Below are 21,045 nucleotides of genomic sequence, written 5' to 3' on the forward strand. Positions count from 1 at the left end.
CCACCTGGATCACACTTCCTTCACTGTCATCGCCTCGGTCGGGCGCCCTAAAGGCAATATCATATTTGATATAGGATCCTGCTCTGAACCGGGGTGTCCCGGATCGAGAGAGGAGTGTGGAGCCCATGGCCACGGCCGAAGGCGCTGAAGTCTCCGACGAGGACTTCCGCGAGATCCTCGCTCAGACAAAGCAATTCATCCGTAGCGCAGTTGTCCCTCGCGAGCAGGAGATCCTCGAGGCCGATCGCGTCCCCGATGACCTGCGTGATGAGGCAAAGAAGATGGGCCTGTTCGGCTACGCGATTCCCCAGGAGTGGGGCGGCCTTGGGCTCAACCTCATGCAGGACGTGGAGATGGCGATGGAGTTGGGCTACACGTCACTGGCGCTGCGTTCGATGTTCGGCACCAACAACGGCATCGCCGGGCAGGTGCTGGTGGGGTTCGGCACCGACGAACAGAAGTCCCGCTGGCTGGAGTCGATCGCGTCCGGCGACGTCGTCGCGTCCTTCGCGTTGACCGAACCCGGCGCGGGGTCTAACCCGACCGGCTTGCGCACCAAAGCCGTTCGCGACGGCTCCGGAAACGACGCGGCTTGGGTGATCTCGGGACAGAAGCGCTTCATCACCAACGCACCCGTCGCGAATCTCTTTGTGGTGTTCGCACGTACCCGACCGGCCGACGACAAGGGCCCGGGAATCGCCGTCTTCCTGGTTCCCGCAGACGCCGCGGGCGTCGAGGTGGGCGCCAAGGACGCCAAGATGGGCCAGGAAGGCGCCTGGACTGCCGACGTCAATTTCACCGACGTGCGCGTCGGCTCCGATGCGCTTGTCGGCGGTAGTGAAGACCACGGATACCGGGCGGCCCTGACGTCGTTGGCCCGTGGGCGGGTGCACATCGCCGCGCTCGCGGTGGGCGCGGCGCAACGCGCGCTCGACGAATCGGTGTCGTACGCCGCCACCGCAACGCAGGGCGGGACGCCGATCGGGAGCTTCCAACTGGTGCAGGGCATGCTCGCCGACCAGCAGACCGGCGTGATGGCCGGCCGGGCGCTGGTGCGCGAAGCCGCTCGGCTATGGGTCACGGAGGAGGATCGCAGGATCGCGCCGTCAGCCGCCAAGGTCTTCTGCACCGAAATGGCCGGCAATGTCGCCGATCTCGCGGTGCAGATTCATGGCGGCACGGGTTACATGCGAGGCGTTGCCGTCGAACGCATCTACCGCGATGTGCGCCTGCTGCGGCTGTACGAGGGCACCAGTGAGATTCAGCGTTTGATCATCGGATCCAACCTCGTCAAGGCGGCACAGGGTTGAGCGTGGCCGCGCGACCGAACGCACTAGAGGAGCACCTATGAGCGGCAAGCTCGCCGGAAGAGTGGCATTCATTACCGGCGCGGCCCGCGGTCAGGGCAGGGCGCACGCCGTGCGCATGGCCCAGGAGGGCGCCGACATCATCGCGGTCGACATCGCGGGCAAGCTGCCGCCGTGCGTGCCCTACGATCCGGCGACTCCCGACGACCTGAGCGAGACCGTGCGCCTGGTCGAAGCGGCGAATCGCCGGATCATCTCTTCGGTCGTGGACACCCGCGACTTCGACGGTCTGCGAAAGGCGGTCGTCGATGGCGTCGCCGAGCTGGGCCGGCTGGACATCATCGTCGCCAACGCGGGCGTCGCGGCCCCGCAGGCATGGGACGACATCACACCGGAGAACTTCCGCGACGTCATGGACATCAACGTGACGGGCACCTGGAACACCGTGATGGCCGGCGCGGACAAGATCATCGCCGGGGGCCGCGGCGGCTCCATCATCCTCGTCAGTTCTGCCGCCGGCATGAAGATGCAGCCCTTCATGATCCACTACACCGCCAGCAAGCATGCCGTCACCGGGCTGGCGCGGGCCTTCGCCGCGGAATTGGGGAAGCATTCGATTCGGGTCAACAGTGTTCACCCGGGTCCGGTGAATACCGCGATGGGCTCCGGTGACATGGTCGACGCGGTGGGCAAGACCATGGAGACCAACCCGCAGCTGTCGCACGTCCTCACACCGTTTCTGCCGGACTGGGTCGCCGAGCCCGAGGAGATCGCCGATACCGTCTGCTGGCTGGCCAGCGACGAATCGCGCAAGGTCACGGCCGCACAAATCCCGATCGACCAGGGCTCGACACAGTACTGATCGCTTTTGGCAGGTCACCCGGGAATAGCTCCACCGTCGCGGCGTTTGCACACGGCATGAAAGCCTTCAGTGAAACCGAGCGCCAGAAGTTTCTCGCCGACAAGCATGTGGCGGTGCTATCCGTCGCCGCCACCGAAGGCCGGCCGCCGGCCAGTGTCCCGATCTGGTACGACTACACCCCCGGTGGAAATATCCGGCTCATGACTGGGCCGTCGAGCCGCAAGGCCCGCCTCATCGCCCAAACGGGGGTGGTGACGCTGGTGGTTCAGCGCGAGGAGCCGCCGTATCAGTACGTGGTGGTGGAAGGCACCGTCGTCGAGACCACCAACCCGGCGCCCGCCGACGTACAGGAATCGATCGCGATCCGTTACCTCGGCGAAGAGGGCGGTCGGGCGTTCGTGCGCAGCATGGAAGGCGTCGAGGAGGTGCTGTTCACCATCCGGCCCGACCGCTGGTTGAGCGCCGACTTCACCGGCGATCTCTGACCTCACCCATGTCTAGGCGAAACTCGGGCTCACCTCACGCATGCAGTTGGCACAGGAAGCGGCTCGCCGATCAGTGCTCGATTAATTCCAGCGTCCCCAGCTCGCGGATCGCCTGGCACCCACGGCTGAGCATGGTCAGCACCATGTCGTCGCCACGCTCGGTGGCCGCGGCGAATGCGAAGCCCAGCGCGGAGATCAGGGGTGCCTGCAACACCCCGAGCCGGTAATCGCGCCAACATGTTTCGCGGTCGTAGCCGGCGACACCGCCGGCCGTCAAGGCCCGGTGATAGTCGGCAACGAGCTCTTCTTCAATGTTGGCCCGCAACTGCGAGTTGAGGCTGGTTGCGGTGAAGTAGGCCAGATCTCGGGCCGGCAAGCCGACGCCGAGCGTCTGCCAGTCGACCACGCTGACCCTGGTTCGATCGGGATCGAACAGCAAGTTGTCCAGCCGATAATCGCCGTGCAACAAGGCGAACCGGTCGTAGTCGGACATCAGCCACGGTGCGATCGAACCCATTGCCGCGCTGAAGGTGTCGCGATCTTCCGAGCTCATCCGATCACCCAGCTTCTCCAGGGTGATGTCGGCGCTCATCTTCGCCACCTCACCCATACCGCCGGCACCGGCTTCATCCGGCCGGCCGAACGCGATGCCCGGAAAATCGAGCCAGACGGGATCGCACCAACTCGGCGCGTGTAGGCCCGCCAGAGCGGTAACCGCAAGCCGCGCTTCGGTTTCGCCACACCCGATGAGCTGATCGCCCTGCACCGCCGGCGCCTGGTCGGCGAGTAGCAGGGCGAAGTCCGTTGCATCCTCGGTGATCTCCGAATAGAAGCATCGTGGTGTCGGCACTTGGACCCGATCCGCCACCGAGGAGTAGAAGGCGCATTCGCTGCGGTAGCCGATGACGACCCGGTCACGTACCGCGTCGTCCTGGGCGGGTAGCTTGATCACAAAGGTCTGCGGCAGGTCGCCGGGATCCGTCGCATAGCGAGCGGTGACCCGGTAGGTCGCCCCGGTTTGTCCCGTGCCGATCGCGATCACCTCCACGTCGGCGACCGCGACAGGTGTGCCGCCGCCGCTGAGCGCCGCCGACAACCACTGCGGGGTCACGTCGCCGGGGTAACGCGGTATCGACAGCACGGCACTCATAAGCAGCACGCCTCCTGTAAGCAGACAGCTCGGTCCGACCGACAAACTGTAAGGCATACCGCAAGAGTTGCGGTCGACCGCGGTGTGCTAGTCGGCCAGAATCCGCCATTCGGCGGCTTCGTGCTGCTGGCGCCAGAACTCGTCGAAACGGCCGCCCGCAGCGAGCAATTCGTCAACGGTTCCATCTTCGACGACTCGGCCGTTGTCGACGAACAGAACCCGGTCGGCGTGCCTGATGCTGGCCAGCCGATGGGCGACGATCACCTGGGTACGCGATTGCCGGTCGGCGGTTAGGGCGTCGACCACCGCCGCCTCGTTCTCGGTGTCCAGCGCGCTGGTCGCCTCGTCTACCAGCAGTATCGGCGCGGGCTTGAGTAACGCGCGGGCGATGCTGACCCGTTGCCGCTCACCACCGGACAGTGCCGAGCCGGCCTCTCCAACGACGGTGTCGGCACCGTCGGGCAGCCTCCCGACGAGCTCGTCGACGCGGGCGAGCGCCACCGCCCGCGTCAACTGCTCTTCGCCCGCGCCGGGATCTCCGGCGAGCACGTTGTCGCGGATCGACCCGTGAAACAGGTAGGGATGCTGGAACACCACGCTGCTGGCTGCCCGCCGCGCTGCGCCGTCCAGCGTCACCGCATCCACTCCGTCGATCAGCACCCGGCCGCCGGTGGGCTCATGCAGCCCGGCGATGAGCGCCAGGATGGTGCTCTTGCCCGAACCGGAAGGCCCGACGATCGCCGTGGTGCTACCCGGCTCCAACGTGAAGCTCACCCCGTCGAGCACCGGCGAGCCGGCACCGTCGTAACGAAACACCACGTCGTCGAATTCGATGCGGGGCGCCGCTGCGCCCGCCAGCGTGGCGGCGCCGACGTTCACCAGCGGCGCGGCGAGCACCGAGCGGATGTTCTCGAGCGTGGCGCGGGTGCTTTCCAGCGCCGGAGCCAGCTCGCTGATGGTGGTGAACGGTTCGAGGTAGCGCACGATGACGACGATCAACGCAACGGCCTCGGGCACCGTGACCGTTCCATTCACGGTCAGCGCGGTGGTCGCCCCGGCGAGCAGGATCAGCGCAAGCTGACTGGCGAGGCTGAACAGCAGTTGCCCAGGAACCTGCATGGAGAGCAAGCGCATCGTGGCACCGTGCTGGGCGGCCAGTGCATTACCGACGAGGCTCCTCGCCGGCTCGACGCGGCGCGCGGCTCGCAGCGCCTGCTGGGTTCGGGCGAACTCGATGATCCGTTCGGTGAGCGCGCTGTTGGCGTCGGCTGCCGCGGCATCCGCGCGTCGCGCGATGCGGGCCGATGCCCATAGCGCGCCCAGCAGCAGCGGCAGACCACCCAGCGCGGCGGCCCCGAGCTGCCAGGAGACCGGCAACAAGACCACCGCGATGGCCGCGGGCAGCAGGATGGCGGAGATCAGCGGCGTGAGTAGGTTGACGACCAGACCGACGAGTTCCGGGCCGGTGGCCGCGATCGCCTGCCGCGCCGTCGCCGTGTGCTCGGCGGTGAACCAATCCAGCTTCACACCCGGCAGCCGATCCGCCACGTCGTGTTGGCTGTGGTCCAGCACGGCAAAGCCCAAATCGAAACCGATACGCGCCGTTGCGGTGTCGATCACCCAGCCGGTCACGGTGGCCGCAGTGAGCCACCCCAGCCAGACCAGCGCGCGCCCCGGGTCGTCACTGAACAGCGCCCCGACCAGAGGGACGAGCAACACGCTGGCCACCGCGCGCACCACCACGGAGATCAACGCCAGCACCGTGTAGGTGACGACCCGGTTGCGGCGATCCGCCGGGACCAGGCTCAACCACGTACGAATCATCGTGCCCCCTCGCCAGTCGTGCCGGCGGTCAACTGGTCGCGGCGGCCACCCTCCCATAACCGTCGGTAGCGGCCGTCGGCGCTCAGCAGCTCGTCGTGCGTGCCGCGTTCGACGATGCGGCCGTGGTCAAGCACGACGATCTGATGGGCCCGGGTGATCGTATGCAAGCGATGCGCAATCACCAGCACGGTGCGGTCCTGCGTCAACCGATTAAGCGCCTGCTGCACAAGGTATTCCGATTCCGGGTCGGCAAATGCAGTGGCCTCGTCGAGGATCAGCACCGGGGTGTCGGCCAGGATCGCACGGGCGATGGTGAGCCGTTGGCGTTCGCCGCCCGATAGCCTCTTTCCGGCGCCCAGCCTGGTGTCGTAGCCGTCCGGCAGTCGCATGATGCGATCGTGGATTTGGGCCTCGCGCGCCGCTCGCTCGATTTCCGCCCTGGTGGCATCGGGGACGGCCAGCGCGATGTTCTCTGCGACGGTACCGTGCACCAATTGCGTTTCCTGCAACACGAATCCGACCTGGGCATACAGCTGGTCGGCGGTCATCGACCGAATATCTTGTCCCCCAACACGTATCGCGCCCTGCCCGACGTCGTGGAACCGGGCCAGCAAGGCCGCCAAGGTCGACTTGCCGGATCCGGACGGGCCGACCAGCGCGGTGACCGTGCCGGGCCGCAAGGTCAGCGAGACATCGTGGATGACCGGAACGTCGGGGCGGTAGCCGAAGCCCACGTTGTCGAACATCACTGTGGCCGCCGAACTTTGGTGGACTTGGTCGTCGTCCAGCACGGCGAGGTCGGCCTCGTCGAGCGTGTTCTGCAGGCGCCGCGCGGCGAGCATGCCGGCGCGGATGCCGCCCAGCCCGTAGGCTATGCCGAGCAGTCGTGCGCCGAATGTGGTGCCCAGCAACAAGAACGGCAATAGATCCACCGCATTCATCCGGCCCGTGACCACCAGCAATGTTCCCGTGACCGCGATGAGCCAAAGGAACGTGGAGGGACGGGTGACCAAATCCATGACTGTCTTCTTGCCGGCTAGCGGTCGCTGCCAGCTGACCAGGAAGCCGACGTAATCGTCCAGGCGGCGCCGGAAGCTGGATGCGGCGGCCCCACCGAAGACACGAATCACCGGCTGGCCTTCCAGGTATGCGCCGGCCTCGCCGCTCATCGTCTCCGCCCAGCGTTGCGACTGCGGGATGCGCGGGCCCGACTGGATCGTGAGCGACGACGTCAGGACCAGGTACACGAGGACGGGCACAAACAGCACCAACGCCACCCGCCAGTCGACAACGAACAGGTACACCAACACCGCGACCGGCGCGACGGCCGCGGCGACCGCGTCCGGGATGGCGTGGGTGACCAGGTAGTGCAGGGACAACGTGTCGTCCTGCAGCAGTTGTTTGATCGATCCCGACCCGCGCGCGGTGAACCAGCCCAGCGGTAGCCGAGACAGCTTGTGCAACAGTCGCGAACGCAAATCACGGGCGAACCGCGCGTCGACGACATGGAGCCAGAGAGTGAGGGCGGCACCGAACAACGCCCCGAGGCCCAGCAGCGACACCGCGGCGATGCCGATGTCGGTCAGTCGGGAAGCGGGCGCCCCGGAAACCAGGCGCCGAGCCAGCTCGACCAGCAACACAAAGGGTGTCAGTTGCACCAGCGTGATCAGCGTCTGCAACGCGCCCGAGACGATCAGCGCCGACCGCAGCGGCGCGAGCAATCGGCCGGCGGCCTGGGCACGCCAGTTACCGCGGGCCGCTGGCGCGGGCTTCGTGTCGGCTACCTGCTGTGCCGCCTCCAGCTGCACAGCAGTGTCTTCCGCGGACACGGTGGGCGCGACGCTGTCGGATGCCTCCGGCTCGCCACCGCGCCGGGTACCCATCGCGCGCCCCGCGCTCCAGTAGGCCTGGGCGTGAACCTCAGATTTGGGAAAGCCGAATTCGTCACGCAGCCGGGCCCGCACGTGCTTGAGCGTCGTGGCTTCTGGGGTCGCCCATGCATACCAGTTGGACCAATCCCGGCTCTCGATCGCGGCGGCGAGCGACTTCTCGTCGTGGCGGGCAACCCAGCGCAGCCGCAGCCGAGGATGCTGGGCGACCGGGATCAACGTGTCGTCGTCGTCGTGCTGTTCGAGGTACATCTCGATCGGGACGTCGTCGGGGATTACTCCGATGATCCCGTTCATCCCCGGTATGGATGCGGAGTCACCGATCAGCAGGTAACCGGCCGGCTGCTCGTCGGGTACGTCAAACCGCGACGAACCCATCAGTGCCATGACCGCGATGGTGGCTCCAGGCCGCACGGTGCGCGCCCATAGCGACGCCGGGCCGGCAGGATCGTGCAGCACGATGTCGACCGCGAAGCGTCCGCTGGCAACGTCCGCCTCCGAGATCGTGTACGCGCGCTGGAATTCCGTTTTCGATCCGTCCGGGTCCGGGAACCAGAACCGCAGCCACGCCGCCGGTTCGGCGTCGACGTCTTCGAATAGCGTCGGCGACGTCATGCGGACCCGGACGAAGTGCGGGGCGATCCGAACGGTTTCGGTGACCGTTGCGCTGTGGTCGCGCGCGCCGAAGCTGCGCAGCATCACACCGGAGAATCCGCGTGCCATTGGCGGTCCTTTCTCGCGGCGCTCGGCGGAGCGACGGCCTCGGCGATCTGGACGACCCGGCGGATTCACTGCCACGGGTCACGGATCGATGCGGCCGGCATCGACCGCGCACCCTGAACTCGACATCGGCGGGCGACCCGGCTCGCCCGCGTCCCGCCGCGGATCGCCGACCAGCCGGTCACGACTCGGTACGTTACCCCCACAAACTAAGGGTTGCCTTACCAAAGGTCAATCTTGGTGCCCGTGCGCTGGGCGCTCCGGCCAGTAACCTCGCAATATGAGCGGTGAATCGGCGACGCCCGTGCTGCTGTACGACGGGGTCTGCGGGGTGTGCAATCGGTCGGTTCGGACGATCCTGCGATTCGATCCGACCGGTCCCCTGCGCTTCGCGGCGCTGGAGAGTGTCTTCGCCAAAGGAATCATCGAGCGGCACCCGGAGATCGGCAGCGTCGACTCGGTGGTGTTCGTCGATGATCCCGGCGGGCCATCGGAACGGGTGGCTGTCCGATCCGAGGCCGTGCTGCGTGTCGCGAATTATCTCGGCGGAGCGTGGCGGCTGGTTACGATCGCGCGTGTCATCCCGGCTCCGCTGCTCGACTGGCTCTACGACAGGTTCGCCGCAGTCCGCTATCGCGTCGGCGGCAAGTACGACACCTGCCCGTTGCCTTCGCCGCAGGTTCGCGCCCGCTTCGTGGAGCACTGACCGGCGTCAGTCGGTGAGCGGCGCCGACGCAAGGTCCGCTTCGGATTCCCGGCGCTTCTGCTCGGCCAGCTTGCGGTCCTCTGCCGCCGCTTGGCGGTGCTTCAACGCAGACCTGCGGTGAACCTCCGTGTGCGAGACCCCTTGTTGGATGGTTTGATCTTGGATCTTCGCGACCCGCTCGTGCTGAACTGCGGATTGTTCAAAGCTCCGCGCTGCGGACAGTCCCGCGCGAGCGGCGCGTTCGCGCGCCGCGGCGGCTTTACGTTCGGCGAGCTTGACATCTTCTGCGGTGACGGCCTTTTCGCTTCGTGGTGATGACTCGTTCCCGGTGGGCATGGCGCCTCCTTTATCCCGTGAGTTCCAGGTACCCGCCAGGAAGGATTTGACGCACACCCCGGTCGAGGTCGTCTAGGGCGTGCTGGGGTCGCCCCAGCTCTCGCCGGGGCACAGCCCTCTTTTGTGGATGCCGATGTTTACCTGGCCTAGCGAGTAATATCGAACCCGCGCCCTGAATTACGAACACGACCCGTCAAGAAGCGCGACACCGACACCATCGATTGCAATTGGTGCAATTCTTCGCCCACCGCTCGAGACGATAAACATGAAGCCGTTGCGCTGTCATACGCGCCGGACCATGACAATGAAAAACAATGTCATGAACCGGGGTCCATGCGATTCCGTTCGGTGCTCACCGCAGCGGTCATCGCGACATCACTGACGAAATCAGCCGCCGGGCCGGCGGATGGATGATCTCGACAATCAGCCGCGAAATCGAGCCGCTTCCCGCGACTAGCGATCACCGCTCTACTTGACTTGGCGCCGTCGCGTAAGCGATTGCACGGCAGTCAGTTTAAGCGTCAGCCGACGACTTGACCGTTTGAACAAGCGTGCTCTCCAGCATCGCGCCGGGAGGTCACCTCGTTGCGATTGTGCCTGGCGAAAGGTCGATCGTTATGCAGCCCGACGATCCCAGCATCACGCCCGTCAGCACTGTGGCTAGCGCGACGGCTTTCAGCATCTTCTTGGTGGTCTTCGTCTTCATGAATCAAGCCTTTCTCCTAGTTCAATCACCGTGGCATCGAAGTACGGCTATTTGATGTTATAGCGGTCGTTACGCGCGTGTGCAATACTCTGAAAAACTCCGCAGAAATTCTGATGTCGGCGGCTTTGGACCGTCTTGGGCCGGGTCGTCTGAACCGACCAATTTCACGCCGACACCCAAAGTAGGATTGCCGGTTTTTTCTCCAGTGCAGATAGCCACGATTCGGACGCTCGATGCCCGTTTCGGGTCGCGTGCTGGTCCCGTTGGCCTACCACCAGCCGCGGTGATTTCCGGAATTAAGGATATGGGTGAGCACGGAAGCGCTTATGCTCCCATCGACGATTCGGGGGCAACGTCGCGATCTGCGGAGGCTCCCGATGATTACACGGCGATGGAACCAGTCGGACGAAGCCAAAAGCAGGTACGTCAAGGAGCTGTTCTCTGCGCTAGCGCCGCGCTACGACGTGATGACCGATGTTTGGACGGTGGGGCTGCACCGGGTGTGGAAGCGACAGGCCATCGAGCTTTGCGCCCTTCGGCCGGGCGAACGAGTGCTGGATGTTGCCACTGGAACCGGCGACCTGGCGCTGGCGGAGGAGGCCGCAGTCGGACCGGAAGGCGTGGTGGTGGCCGTCGATTCCTGCGCGGCGATGCTTGAGGTCGCCCGGGGCCGGCAGCACGGGTCCGTCGACTTCCAGGACGGCGACGCCACGGATCTACGGTTCCCGGATGCATGGTTTGACGTAGTCACGATCGGCTTCGGGCTGCGCAACGTTGCGGATCGCCGGCAGGCGCTACGTGAATTCCGTCGTGTTCTACGGCCGGGCGGCCGCTTGATGGTGCTCGACTTCAGCAAGCCGAACGCCAAGCCGCTCAAAGTCATTCATGACCTGCTTTACTTCGGCCTGATGCCGAGGGCGGGCTGGGCGTTTTCCTGGCATCGCGACGCCCACCGTTACACGTCCGATTCCATCCGCACCTGGCTGTCACGCGAGGAACTGAGCGAGGCAATGCTGCAAGCCGGCTTCGAGAACATTAGCTACGTCTCGCTACGCACCGGCTTCGGAACGGCCCATTTCGGTTCGCGTCCCGCAGGATAAGTCGAGCACTCGGCGACAGCCTTGGCCCGATCCCCTATCCGCTGCCGCTGCTTGCGCCCAAAGTTTTTAAACGTCAGCGCAATCCGCTGCGCCGTTGTGCACGTTCTACCACGGAAAGCCTGTGTAATTTTCGTATGCGGAGCGAGCAAGACCGCTGCAGCCTAGACCCTGACGGTCGGGCAACTCCATCCCTTCCGGCTCTGCATGTTCCCGTTTTCGCACCCGCGCCGCGTCTGTGCGTCATACGCTCGCTGCGATAAGCAGAGGCAAGCTAAGGGGCAGCCGATGCGCCTCTCAGCGCGCAGCACGCAATCGGAAACATTGGACGACGAGAGCACCGACCTGGCCACCTATCAGCGATGCCTCGATGAGCTCGCCGTCGTCAATCGCGTGACCTTCACCCACTACCCGACGCTTCGCTGGCTGGCGCGGGCCACAAGAGCACGCCACGCCGGCAGCACGGTCACCATTTTGGACGTGGCCTGCGGGCACGGTGATCTGTTGCGCGCTATCGCCACATGGGCGCACCGGCGCGGGCTGAAGGTCCAACTCTCGGGCATCGACGTCAACCCGCGCAGCACAGCCATCGCACGGGAAGCGACCCCTCGGTGGATGAATATCGATTACCGGACGGCGGATGTATTCCGGTACCCGCTCGCGCAGCGGCCTGACTTCATTGTCAGTTCAGACTTCACCCATCACCTCAGCGACGAGGATGTCGTCAAGTTCTTGACCTGGCTTAACGAAAATTCCAGGCGCGGTTGGCACATCGTCGACCTGCAGCGCCACGCGCTGCCCTACTACAGTTTCCCGGCTCTGGCACGGCTGATGGGCTGGCATCGCATCCTGCGGGAGGACGGGGTCATCTCCATCGCGCGGGGCTTCCGCCGCAGCGATTGGCGCGAGTACCTGGCCCAGGCCGGGGTGCAAGCCGACATCTCCTGGCACCTGTTCAGGTTGTGCGTAGGTCAGGCCGACGGCCTGAGGTAACACGCTCCCCGGAGTAAGTTTTGTCTGTGCGTTCGTCCCGATCGTCAGCAACGTCATGACAGAGTTTTGGACCGGTCATCCCAGTGTCATAGCCTGCATCTTCTCGATGGTTGTGGCCTTCGCAGTCTTCGCTGTTATTGCTGGTGTGGCTCTATTGATGATGATGGCGCTGCTCAAGATTTGCACGGTAGCCCCGTGTCTGACACCAGAGCCCGGGCAGACCCCCGTGAACGGTGAGCCAAGTGAGCGTGAGGTCCTGTAGCGGTTCATGGCAGGAGCGGTCGAGAACATGACAGTTCTTGCCGGTGACCGTGCGAGTACCCGCACCGGGATGGCGGATCGGCTGCTGGATGAACATTTCAGTTCATTACCGATCGATGCGGCGTGTCGATGGCCGGGAATGAGGGTAACCGAGGAGCATCAGGTACGCGCCACTAGGAGGTGCGGATGGTCACCACCAATGTTTGTCCGGATGTGTGCCCCGTGTGCGGCTATCTCACGCTCGAACCTGACCCCTGCTATTTCTGTGGTCCCGTAATAGCCGAGAATCTGCCCCGATTTGCCGACTCGGTGGCGACCTCGACGGATACACCTTTCGCCGCGGCCAGCTGACTTTAAGCACCGCTCCACGAGCATCCGGCCCGTTCAGGCGGATGAGACGGGTGAGCACCATACGGCTCGTCGCAGCATGAGCCATCCGGTTCACCGGATCGAAAAGTCCGTCTACCGTGCGGCCGGTTGCGTTGGACTCTGCACCCCCGGCCAGTCGCGGTCCGCAGGCCGCGCGCATGGTCGGCCTAACGGGCGCGACACCGAGACCATCGACCTTGAGCTGCGACCGTTGGTGGCGATGCACAGTGCTGCTCGAAAGTGGCACGCTGTTGCCTTCGTCAGACGCGGCGGGCGGGTTTTCTCCGCTATCCGCCGTTATGAAAATGGCATGAACTTGTCGGCGCAAGCTTGACACATCTCCTGATGTAATTAAGCCCCACTGGCTTTTACGTTTCCATTGACGAATCGCGCAACCTCATGAACGCAAATGCCAACACACGGAGAGGTTCCGGAGCCATGTTGTTTCGTTATGGGCCGCACCAATGACTGGCACGAACGTCGCGAACACAGCCACATTCGACGAGCAACAGAAATTCCTGCTGCGAACACTCACCGCGCTAGACCGAAAGCTTTGCGCCTACTTTGGGCGAGCCTCGTTGGTCGGCGATCGCGAGTTCTTCGATGAACAGGACTTTCCCTGGGTGAAGGCTATCGAGGCTGACTGGCGCAAGGTCCGCGCCGAGCTGGACACGCTTTTGCCCTATCTGTCGCACATGCCGAACTTTCAGGACATCCAGAAAGGTGTAGCTGAGAGCCTCACCCAGGGCGACGACTGGAAGACATTTTTCTTCTACGCATATGGTGTTAAGTCGGTGGGGAACTGCCGTCGTTGCCCGGAAACAAGCAAAGTACTCCGGCAGATACCGGGCATGAAGACTGCGTTCTTCTCCATCCTTGCCCCCGGCAAGCACATTCCCCCCCATCGAGGTCTATATAAGGGGGTGCTGCGTCTTCATCTTGGCCTCGTCATTCCCGAACCAACGGACATGTGTGCCATCCGAGTGGGATCGCAGACCCGTCATTGGCAAGAAGGCAGAGTAATGATCTTCGACGACGTATTCGAGCATGAGGCTTGGAACCGGACGGACGGAGTACGAGTAGTTCTTTTCGTCGACATCATGCGGCCGATGGGCTTTCTGGCGAATATGCTCAATTCGGTGATCACTCGAGGAATCGCTTTGTCACCCTTGGTGCTCGGGGCCCTCAATAACCATCGTCGTTGGGAGAAGCGTTTCGAGGCGATCACCAATCAGGGTGACAGGCAGTCCGCGGATCTAGTCCGGAGTCCATAGCACGACCCTGTCCGCGCCATCCAGCAATCCTCTCTCATAGCCGCCCGAGGTGGCACTCTTCCGAGCCGCGCCAGACACCGATGCCCAAGCGGTTCGTCATGGCCGAAGCGTCGTTTAGCTGAGGGTGTCTGAGTTCAGACATAGCTGACAGATGAGTTGCGTCATGGGTCACACGTGCTGGGATCGTTGATGAGTCGGGTCATAGGTGACGGTCGCGGTTCATGTCCACAGCGCGGGTCGCTGTTTTTTATGTCCCCTCTGGCCGCTTTGGCTTCGCGCACAGCGCGCTCGCGCAGGTTGGCGACGCGTCTGGGGATCTCGCGCCAAATCGCAATCAGAAGTCGGACGATTTCGCAATGATCGGGCGTCCCGAGGTGCAAACAACTTGTGCGTTATGCAAATCACACAATGTGCGTTACGCTCGGCCGGTGGCGCAACTGACATTTCAGCGCGCTCGCACTGAGGAAGAGAAACGCCAACGTGCGGAGGCCTTGGTGGAGGCCGCACGCTCGCTGGCGATGGAGACGGGCGTCGCGTCGGTCACCCTGACCGCGGTCGCCAGCCGCGCCGGGATTCACTACTCGGCGGTGCGTCGCTATTTCACCTCATACAAGGAAGTTCTGCTGCGTCTGTCCGCCGAGGGTTGGGTGCGGTGGTCCAACACGGTGTCGCAGAAGCTGGCCGAGCCCGGCGTGAAGTCGCCCTCGCGCATCGCCGAGACATTGGCCGAAGCGCTGGCCGAGGACCCGTTGTTTTGTGACCTGCTGGCCAACCTGCACCTGCACTTGGAGCACGAGGTGGACGCGGAGCGGGTCATCGAGGTCAGGCGGATCAGCACCGCGGCCACACTGTCGCTGGCCGATTCGATCGGATGCGCGCTGCCCGAACTTGGACGATCGGGCTCGCTCGACATCCTGCTGGCCGCGTACTCGCTGGCCGCGACGCTGTGGCAGGTCGCGAACCCGCCGGAGCACCTGACCGACGTCTACGCCGAGGAGCCCGAAGTGGTTCCGCCCGAGTGGAATCTGGACTTCGCGTCCGCCCTCACCCGGCTGCTGACAGCCACCTGCGTCGGCCTGATCGCGGAATCCTCATGAACTCAGAAAGGAGCCGGAGCCCTGTGGCTTGGCGAACTGCAGCCGGTGAAGACACCCGTGGTGAAGGACTTGAAGAGCCCATGACGACGACTGAGCCAAGGACCGAGCCGCTGAAGACGCAGAACTCCGCGGGCAGCGAGGGCGACACGGCCGCCCCGCAGCGCGCTGGGAAAAAAAGTTTTCTGGGGCGTTTCTGGCTGGTGCTCACGATCGCAGCTGTCGTCGCGCTCTCAGGGTTCGTGGTGTACCGGTTGCACGGCGTCTTTGGCGTTCACCGCGGTTCGTTCGGTGGCGGCACCTCGGGCGAGGTACTCGACGAGTTCAACGCCAAGACGATCACCCTCGAGGTCTGGGGCCCACCGGGCAGCACGGCAACCATCAACTACCTCGACGAGAACTCCCATCCACAGCAGGCCCTCAACGTGCCCTTGCCCTGGAGCAAAGTATTGAGTTCAACGAAGCCCGGCATCCCGGCGAACCTGGTGGCGCAAGGAGACGGCAGCTGGATAGCCTGCCAGTTCGTGGTGAACAAGCACGACGGGAGCGGTGACGTCATCAAGACTCCGAACCGCTCAGATCCCAACCAAACCGTGAACGCCTTCGTCTATTGCCTGGACAAGTCCGCATGAGCGAGCCGCCGCGCGTCGATCAGCCGCTGATCCCGCCGTTCCTGCCGCGGATGATCCACCGGCTGGCGCTGCCGATCGTGCTGGTGTGGCTGGGCATCGTCTTTATCACCAACACCGTGGCCCCGCAGCTGGAGGCCGTCGCCAAGACCCACTCGGTGTCGATGAGTCCGACGGACGCGGCATCCTTCCAGTCGATGATGCGCGTCGGATCGACGTTCAAAGAGTTTGATTCCGACAACTCGGCCATGATCTTGCTGGAGGGCGACAAGCCACTCGGCGCCGACGCGCACCGCTATTACGACGAGATCGTCAGGCGGCTCGAGCAAGACAAGGAACACGTTGAGCACGTCCAGGATTTCTGGAGTGATCCGCTGACCGCGGCGGGTTCCCAGAGCCACGATCAAAAGGCCGCATACGTCCAGGTTTACCTCGCCGGCAACATGGGCAGCGGGCAGGCGAACGACTCTGCCGACGCCGTCCGCAAGATTGTCAACTCGGTGCCCGCCCCGCCGGGGATCAAGGCATACGTCACCGGCGCGGGTCCGCTGTTCGCCGACCAGTCCCACGCGGGCGCCAAGGGCGTCGCAATAGTCACCATGGTCACGATCCTGGTGATTATTGTCATGCTGCTGTTCGTCTATCGCTCGCTCGTCACCGTCCTGGGCGTGATGTTCATGGTCTTCGTCGAATTGTTGGCAGCCCGAGGCGTCGTTGCCTTGCTGGCCAACTACGACATCATCGGACTCTCCACGTTCGCCAACAATTTATTGGTGTTGATGGCGATCGCCGCCGGCACGGACTACGCGATCTTCGTGGTCGGCCGCTACCACGAAGCACGCGGTCTGGGTGAGACCCGCGAACAAGCGTTCTACACCATGTTCCACAGCACCGCGCATGTCGTGCTGGGATCGGGCCTGACCATCGCCGGCGCGATGTACTGCCTGAGCTTCTGCCGGCTGCCGTACTTCCAGTCATTGGGCGCACCGTGCGCCATCGGCATGCTGGTCGCGGTGCTGGCCGCTTTGACACTGGGTCCGGCGGTCCTGACGGTGGCCTCGTTCTTCAAGCTCATGGATCCGAAGCGCAAGCTGCAGACCCGGGGCTGGCGTCGCATCGGCACCGCCATCGTCCGCTGGCCCGCACCGGTTCTCGCGGTAACCATCGCGGTCGCATTGGTTGGTCTGCTCGCCCTGCCCGGTTACAAGACGGACTACGACAACCGCCACTTCCTGCCGGCGGAGACCCCGGCCAATGTCGGCTACGCCGCGGCCGACCGGCACTTCGACCAGGCTCGGCTCAATCCTGAACTGTTGATGATCGAGACCGATCACGACTTGCGTAACCCGGCCGACTTCATTGTCCTGGACAAGGTCGCCAAGGCGGTCTTCCACATCCCCGGTATCGGCCGGGTGCAGACCATCACCCGGCCATTGGGCACGCCACTCGACCACAGCACCCTCGGTTTCCAGATGGGCGCGCAAGCTGCGGGTCGGATCCAGACCCAGCACTACCAAGAGGAGCAGGCGGCAAACCTGCTCAAGCAGGCCGACGAGCTGCGCAAGACGATGGCAACGCTGCATGAGCAGATGCAGGTGACCCAGGACCTCAGCAACACCACGCACGAAACCACCAGGCTCACCAGAGAAACCGTGCAGATCACTGAGGCGTTGCGCGACGACATCGCCAACTTCGACGATTTCTTCCGGCCGATCCGCAGCTACTTCTACTGGGAGAAGCACTGCTACGACATTCCGTCTTGCTGGGCACTTCGGTCGATCTTCAACGCGCTCGACGGCATCGATCAAGTGGCCCAGAACATCGTGAACCTCAGTGCGAACCTCGACAAGCTGGATCGGATCCAGCCCAAACTGGTGGCGCTGATACCGCCGCAGATCGAGAGCCAGCAGCGCAACCTCGACACCATCATGTCGAACTATGCGATCACACAGGGCCTTAACGACCAGGCGAAAGCGCAGTCCGACAACGCCACCGCCCAGGGCGATGCCTTCGACAAAGCGAAGAACGACGACACGTTCTACCTTCCGCCGGAGGCCTTCAAGAGCCCGGATTTCGCGCGGGGTCTCAAACAGTTCATCTCGCCGAACGGGCACGCCGTCCGGCTGATCATCTCCCATGAAGGCGATCCGGCGACTCCTGAAGGCATCAACCACATCGCACCGATCAAGCAGGCCGTACACGAGGCGATCAAGGGCACGCCCTGGGAGGGCGCCAAGGTCTACCTCGGCGGCACCGCCGCGACGTACAAGGACATGCACGACGGCTCCAACATCGACCTGATGATCGCCGGAATCGCCGCAGCCACTTTGATTTTCGTCATCATGCTGGTGATCACCCGAAGCGTCGTGGCGGCCTTCGTGATCGTCGGTACGGTGTTGCTGTCGCTGGGCGCCTCGTTCGGACTCTCCGTGCTCGTATGGCAGTACATCCTGGGCATGAAGCTGCACTGGATGGTGCTGGCGATGGCGATCATCCTGCTGCTGGCGGTCGGCTCGGACTACAACCTGCTGCTGATATCGCGGTTCAAGGAGGAAATCCACGCCGGGCTCAAGACAGGGACGATCCGCGCGATGGCCGGTTCGGGCTCGGTGGTTACCTCCGCCGGACTGGTGTTCGCCGCCACCATGGCCACGTTCATGTTCAGCCCGCTGCTGGTGATGGCCCAGGTGGGTACGACGATCGCGCTGGGTTTGTTGTTCGACACCTTGATCGTGCGGTCGTTCATGACACCTTCGCTGGCCACCTTGCTAGGGCGCTGGTTCTGGTGGCCGCAGCACGTGCGCCCACGGCCGGCCAGCACCATGCTGCGGCCGTACGGACCGCGTCGCGCCGTGCGCGAGCTGATCCTCAAGGACGTCGACGAGCACCCAGCGGGCGGAGTGGTACAACCGCGCTGACCTGACTAGGCGTGGGTCTTTGAGATCCCTGCTGGCGTGAACTGTGAATGCGCGTCCGTCCACTAGTGTTCCGCTGTTTGGACCCGTTCTAGATGGCCCGTCGCGTTGAAGAATGTCGGCCGGTCGGCTGGACGGCACTCGCGATGCCGTCTAACGGCGTCCTCTAGCTCGGCGATCCGCAAGCGATGGACCTCCGCCTCGGCGCCCTGCGATTCACCACACCGCTGGCGCTCGTTATTGATGTTGTCAGTAAGCCGCCTGCCCGCCTCTCGGTGAGTCAGCAGGTCGTAGTCGTCTTCAGGCGCGGTCAGGCCGTCATCAACCATGAGCTCAGTGAAGTTAACTTCCTGATGCATGTCAACGGCGAGTCGTGATCGAGTTCTAGTGTGCCTTCTCTGCCTGGCCTATGTACTGTCCGGACTCCGTCGGGCGACCGGAGCGCTGTGATATTTTAGACCGACCAGACGGTCGAATGCGTAGGACACCCCGCCTCAATGCGGCGCACTCGGTAACGCGGGGATATGTAATGCGATGGGGTCGCCTCGAATAAGACGGCCGGATCGGACCGAACCGAGGACGGCGTGACTGAAAGGACCCCGAGCATGAAGTTCATCGACGGCTGGTCGAACATGCCGATGCTCACCAAAGACGAGCTGGTCAACGAGTTCGCCGACGAGGTGCTGAACAGCAACGTCAACAAATGGTTCAAGACCGGTGGCGGATCCCGCGGGCCGGGCACCAGCGCCGAGGAACTTGTGGCGATGATGGACGCGACCGGGGTGGAGAAGACGATCATTTCGGCGCTGCACAGCTGGTCGCACCCCGACACCCGACCGCGTGGCGTGTTCCAGGCGACCGCCGGGCAGCCTGACGACATATTCGATGCGTTCCTGGAGCAGATGGCGACGGCGACCACCAACCACAAGGGTCGCCTGTACGGAAGCGCCCTGATCGATCCGATGGGCGGGCTGCGGGCCTACCGGCAGCTCGACCGGGCCGTCAAGGACTACGGGTGTGTCGCGATCCGTGTCATGGCCGCGATGTTCGGTGAGCCCTACGACCACCCGCTCTACTACCCGATCTATGCGAAGTGCGCCGAGCTGGGCGTTCCGATCAGCATGAACCTCGGCTTCCCGGGCCCGATGCGCAGTGCCAAGCTTCAGCACCCGGCTTTGTTGGACGACATCCTGCTCGCGTTCCCCGAGTTGACGGTTGTAGGAACCCACATCGGTCATCCGTGGCACCTGGAAACGCTTGCGCTGCTACAGAAGCACCCGAACTTCTACCTGATGACGTCTGGCTGGTCACCGAAGTACATCCCCGCCGAGATCGTCCACTTCATGAACACCCGCGGCAAAGGACAAGTGATGTGGGCGTCGGACTTCCCATTGCTCAGCGTCGAACGTGCGGCAAGCGACGCACTCGAGCTACCACTCAAAGACGATGCGATGCAGGCTTACTGCCACGACAACTGTCTTGAGGTCTTCAAACTCGGATAGGTCGCATCACAGAACAGCGTTCGGCGTCGCGGAACCGGTCATCGCGGGCACATGATTCGGCATGACGGCGGCCGGGAACGCACTCTCGATCTGATCGAAGGCAGCGGGCAGTTCCCACGGGCCGTCCGTGAATATCTCGCTGACCACCGACGGGACATTGAACAAACCGATATCCGGACCGGATGTGTACAGGATCTGGCCGTTGCACCAATCCGAGCGTTCGCTGGCGAGGTACAGCACGATTGGCGCGATGTTGTCGGGCGAGCGGACGTCTTGGTCCTCGCGCCGGTGCTCACCCATCGAGTCGGTCATCCGGGTGCTCGCGTCGGGGCTGATCGCGTTCGACGTCACCCCGTAGCGCTTAAGCCCCGCGGCACAGGAGTAGGTCAGCCCGGCGATGCCCATCTTGGCGGCCGCGTAATTGGGCTGTCCCGGGGACCCGTGCAGGCCCGAGCCGGAGGTGAAGTTGATCAGGCGGTGGTGAGCGCTTTCGTCGCGCAGCGAACGCCAGTAGACGCTCGCGTGCTTGCTCGTGTTGTAGGTGCCGCGTAGGTGCACCCGCAATACGGCAGACCACTCCTCGGGAGTCATGTTGAAAATCATTTTGTCGCGCAGGATTCCCGCGACGTTGACGAGTACGTCCAGCCGACCGTAGGTGTCGATAGCCTGCTGGACGAGCGCACCGGCTTCGTCGTAATCCGAGATGTCACCACTGTTGGCGACGGCGGCCCCGCCTGCCTCGGTGATACGAGATACGACGCCGGCCGCCGTCTCCTTGTCAGCCCCGGTCCCGTCAACCGCCGAGCCGAGGTCGTTTACCACGATGCGCGCGCCTTCCGCGGCGGCCATGATGGCGATACTGGCGCCGATCCCCCGCCCGGCTCCGGTAATGGCGATCACTCGATCCTGTAGCAGTCCGCTCATGT

General features: G+C 64.0%; 18 protein-coding genes. 11 read left to right on the plus strand and 7 right to left on the minus strand.

Annotated elements, in window-relative coordinates; all coding sequences use genetic code 11:
• Nucleotides 1-125: 125 nt before the first annotated feature.
• Genes AC5Y4F_RS00440 through AC5Y4F_RS00450 form a run of 3 tightly spaced genes read left to right on the plus strand, consistent with a single transcriptional unit; the run spans nt 126 to nt 2,654 of the window.
• The gene (locus AC5Y4F_RS00440) at nt 126-1,310 is read left to right on the plus strand and encodes an acyl-CoA dehydrogenase family protein (RefSeq protein ID WP_067937797.1); all 1,185 of its coding nucleotides are present in this window, start codon (nt 126-128) and stop codon (nt 1,308-1,310) included.
• 37 nt (nt 1,311-1,347) lie between these two features.
• On the plus strand, nt 1,348-2,169 hold the full coding sequence (locus AC5Y4F_RS00445) for a mycofactocin-coupled SDR family oxidoreductase (RefSeq protein ID WP_067937799.1): 822 nt from the start codon (nt 1,348-1,350) through the stop codon (nt 2,167-2,169).
• A 56-nt stretch (nt 2,170-2,225) separates the two neighbouring features.
• Entirely contained in the window at nt 2,226-2,654 is a 429-nt protein-coding gene (locus tag AC5Y4F_RS00450; RefSeq protein WP_499994514.1) for a pyridoxamine 5'-phosphate oxidase family protein, read from the plus strand.
• Nucleotides 2,655-2,724: 70 nt separating this feature from the next.
• On the opposite strand, the gene AC5Y4F_RS00455 is transcribed toward AC5Y4F_RS00450, so the two are convergent.
• From AC5Y4F_RS00455 to AC5Y4F_RS00465, 3 genes are all read right to left on the minus strand, one after another.
• Nucleotides 2,725-3,804, minus strand: coding sequence for a phosphotransferase family protein (locus AC5Y4F_RS00455; protein WP_067937853.1), 1,080 nt, complete (start codon nt 3,802-3,804; stop codon nt 2,725-2,727).
• Between the two features lie 87 nt (nt 3,805-3,891).
• Nucleotides 3,892-5,628, minus strand: a complete 1,737-nt coding sequence (locus AC5Y4F_RS00460) for an ABC transporter ATP-binding protein (protein ID WP_067937803.1) — start codon at nt 5,626-5,628, stop codon at nt 3,892-3,894.
• Nucleotides 5,625-8,240: an ABC transporter ATP-binding protein/permease gene (locus AC5Y4F_RS00465; protein WP_499994517.1), complete on the minus strand. Its 2,616-nt coding sequence runs from the start codon at nt 8,238-8,240 to the stop codon at nt 5,625-5,627. The genes AC5Y4F_RS00460 and AC5Y4F_RS00465 overlap by 4 nt, the downstream gene beginning before the upstream one ends.
• A 277-nt stretch (nt 8,241-8,517) precedes the next feature.
• On the opposite strand from AC5Y4F_RS00465, the gene AC5Y4F_RS00470 reads away from it, so the two are divergent.
• Complete coding sequence (locus tag AC5Y4F_RS00470) at nt 8,518-8,943, plus strand: thiol-disulfide oxidoreductase DCC family protein (protein ID WP_067937807.1); 426 nt, start codon at nt 8,518-8,520, stop codon at nt 8,941-8,943.
• Nucleotides 8,944-8,949: 6 nt separating this feature from the next.
• Here AC5Y4F_RS00470 and AC5Y4F_RS00475 read toward each other — a convergent pair whose 3' ends face one another.
• Together AC5Y4F_RS00475 and AC5Y4F_RS00480 are read right to left on the minus strand one after the other, a co-directional pair.
• Nucleotides 8,950-9,279 carry a hypothetical protein gene (locus AC5Y4F_RS00475; RefSeq protein WP_067937809.1) on the minus strand — a complete coding sequence of 110 codons (330 nt, stop codon included), beginning with the start codon at nt 9,277-9,279 and terminating at the stop codon, nt 8,950-8,952.
• 577 nt (nt 9,280-9,856) lie between these two features.
• Nucleotides 9,857-9,985 carry a hypothetical protein gene (locus tag AC5Y4F_RS00480; RefSeq protein WP_255405045.1) on the minus strand — a complete coding sequence of 43 codons (129 nt, stop codon included), beginning with the start codon at nt 9,983-9,985 and terminating at the stop codon, nt 9,857-9,859.
• A 377-nt stretch (nt 9,986-10,362) separates the two neighbouring features.
• Here AC5Y4F_RS00480 and AC5Y4F_RS00485 point away from each other — a divergent pair, with 377 nt between their 5' ends.
• The 6 genes from AC5Y4F_RS00485 (at nt 10,363) to AC5Y4F_RS00510 (ending at nt 18,620) form a co-directional block, all read left to right on the plus strand.
• Nucleotides 10,363-11,085 carry a ubiquinone/menaquinone biosynthesis methyltransferase gene (locus AC5Y4F_RS00485; protein ID WP_499994521.1) on the plus strand — a complete coding sequence of 241 codons (723 nt, stop codon included), beginning with the start codon at nt 10,363-10,365 and terminating at the stop codon, nt 11,083-11,085.
• Between the two features lie 285 nt (nt 11,086-11,370).
• A complete protein-coding gene (locus AC5Y4F_RS00490) occupies nt 11,371-12,075 on the plus strand; it encodes a methyltransferase domain-containing protein (protein ID WP_499994524.1) in 705 nt (234 codons plus the stop codon).
• 1,094 nt (nt 12,076-13,169) lie between these two features.
• Nucleotides 13,170-13,979 (plus strand): aspartyl/asparaginyl beta-hydroxylase domain-containing protein, encoded by an 810-nt coding sequence (locus AC5Y4F_RS00495; RefSeq protein WP_499994528.1) that lies wholly within the window; start codon nt 13,170-13,172, stop codon nt 13,977-13,979.
• Between the two features lie 410 nt (nt 13,980-14,389).
• Nucleotides 14,390-15,076 (plus strand): TetR/AcrR family transcriptional regulator, encoded by a 687-nt coding sequence (locus AC5Y4F_RS00500; RefSeq protein ID WP_499994530.1) that lies wholly within the window; start codon nt 14,390-14,392, stop codon nt 15,074-15,076.
• Nucleotides 15,077-15,156: 80 nt separating this feature from the next.
• A complete protein-coding gene (locus tag AC5Y4F_RS00505) occupies nt 15,157-15,705 on the plus strand; it encodes an MmpS family transport accessory protein (RefSeq protein WP_067937822.1) in 549 nt (182 codons plus the stop codon).
• Nucleotides 15,702-18,620, plus strand: a complete 2,919-nt coding sequence (locus tag AC5Y4F_RS00510; protein WP_067937825.1) for an MMPL/RND family transporter — start codon at nt 15,702-15,704, stop codon at nt 18,618-18,620. Before AC5Y4F_RS00505 ends, AC5Y4F_RS00510 begins: the two co-directional genes overlap by 4 nt.
• A 62-nt stretch (nt 18,621-18,682) precedes the next feature.
• Here AC5Y4F_RS00510 and AC5Y4F_RS00515 read toward each other — a convergent pair whose 3' ends face one another.
• Nucleotides 18,683-18,946, minus strand: coding sequence for a hypothetical protein (locus AC5Y4F_RS00515; RefSeq protein WP_499994536.1), 264 nt, complete (start codon nt 18,944-18,946; stop codon nt 18,683-18,685).
• Between the two features lie 276 nt (nt 18,947-19,222).
• On the opposite strand from AC5Y4F_RS00515, the gene AC5Y4F_RS00520 reads away from it, so the two are divergent.
• Complete coding sequence (locus AC5Y4F_RS00520) at nt 19,223-20,119, plus strand: amidohydrolase family protein (protein ID WP_499994539.1); 897 nt, start codon at nt 19,223-19,225, stop codon at nt 20,117-20,119.
• 6 nt (nt 20,120-20,125) lie between these two features.
• On the opposite strand, the gene AC5Y4F_RS00525 is transcribed toward AC5Y4F_RS00520, so the two are convergent.
• Nucleotides 20,126-21,043, minus strand: a complete 918-nt coding sequence (locus AC5Y4F_RS00525; RefSeq protein WP_499994541.1) for an SDR family NAD(P)-dependent oxidoreductase — start codon at nt 21,041-21,043, stop codon at nt 20,126-20,128.
• Nucleotides 21,044-21,045 lie beyond the last annotated feature (2 nt).

The sequence above is a fragment of the Mycobacterium sp. NGS56 genome (genome assembly GCF_059812425.1).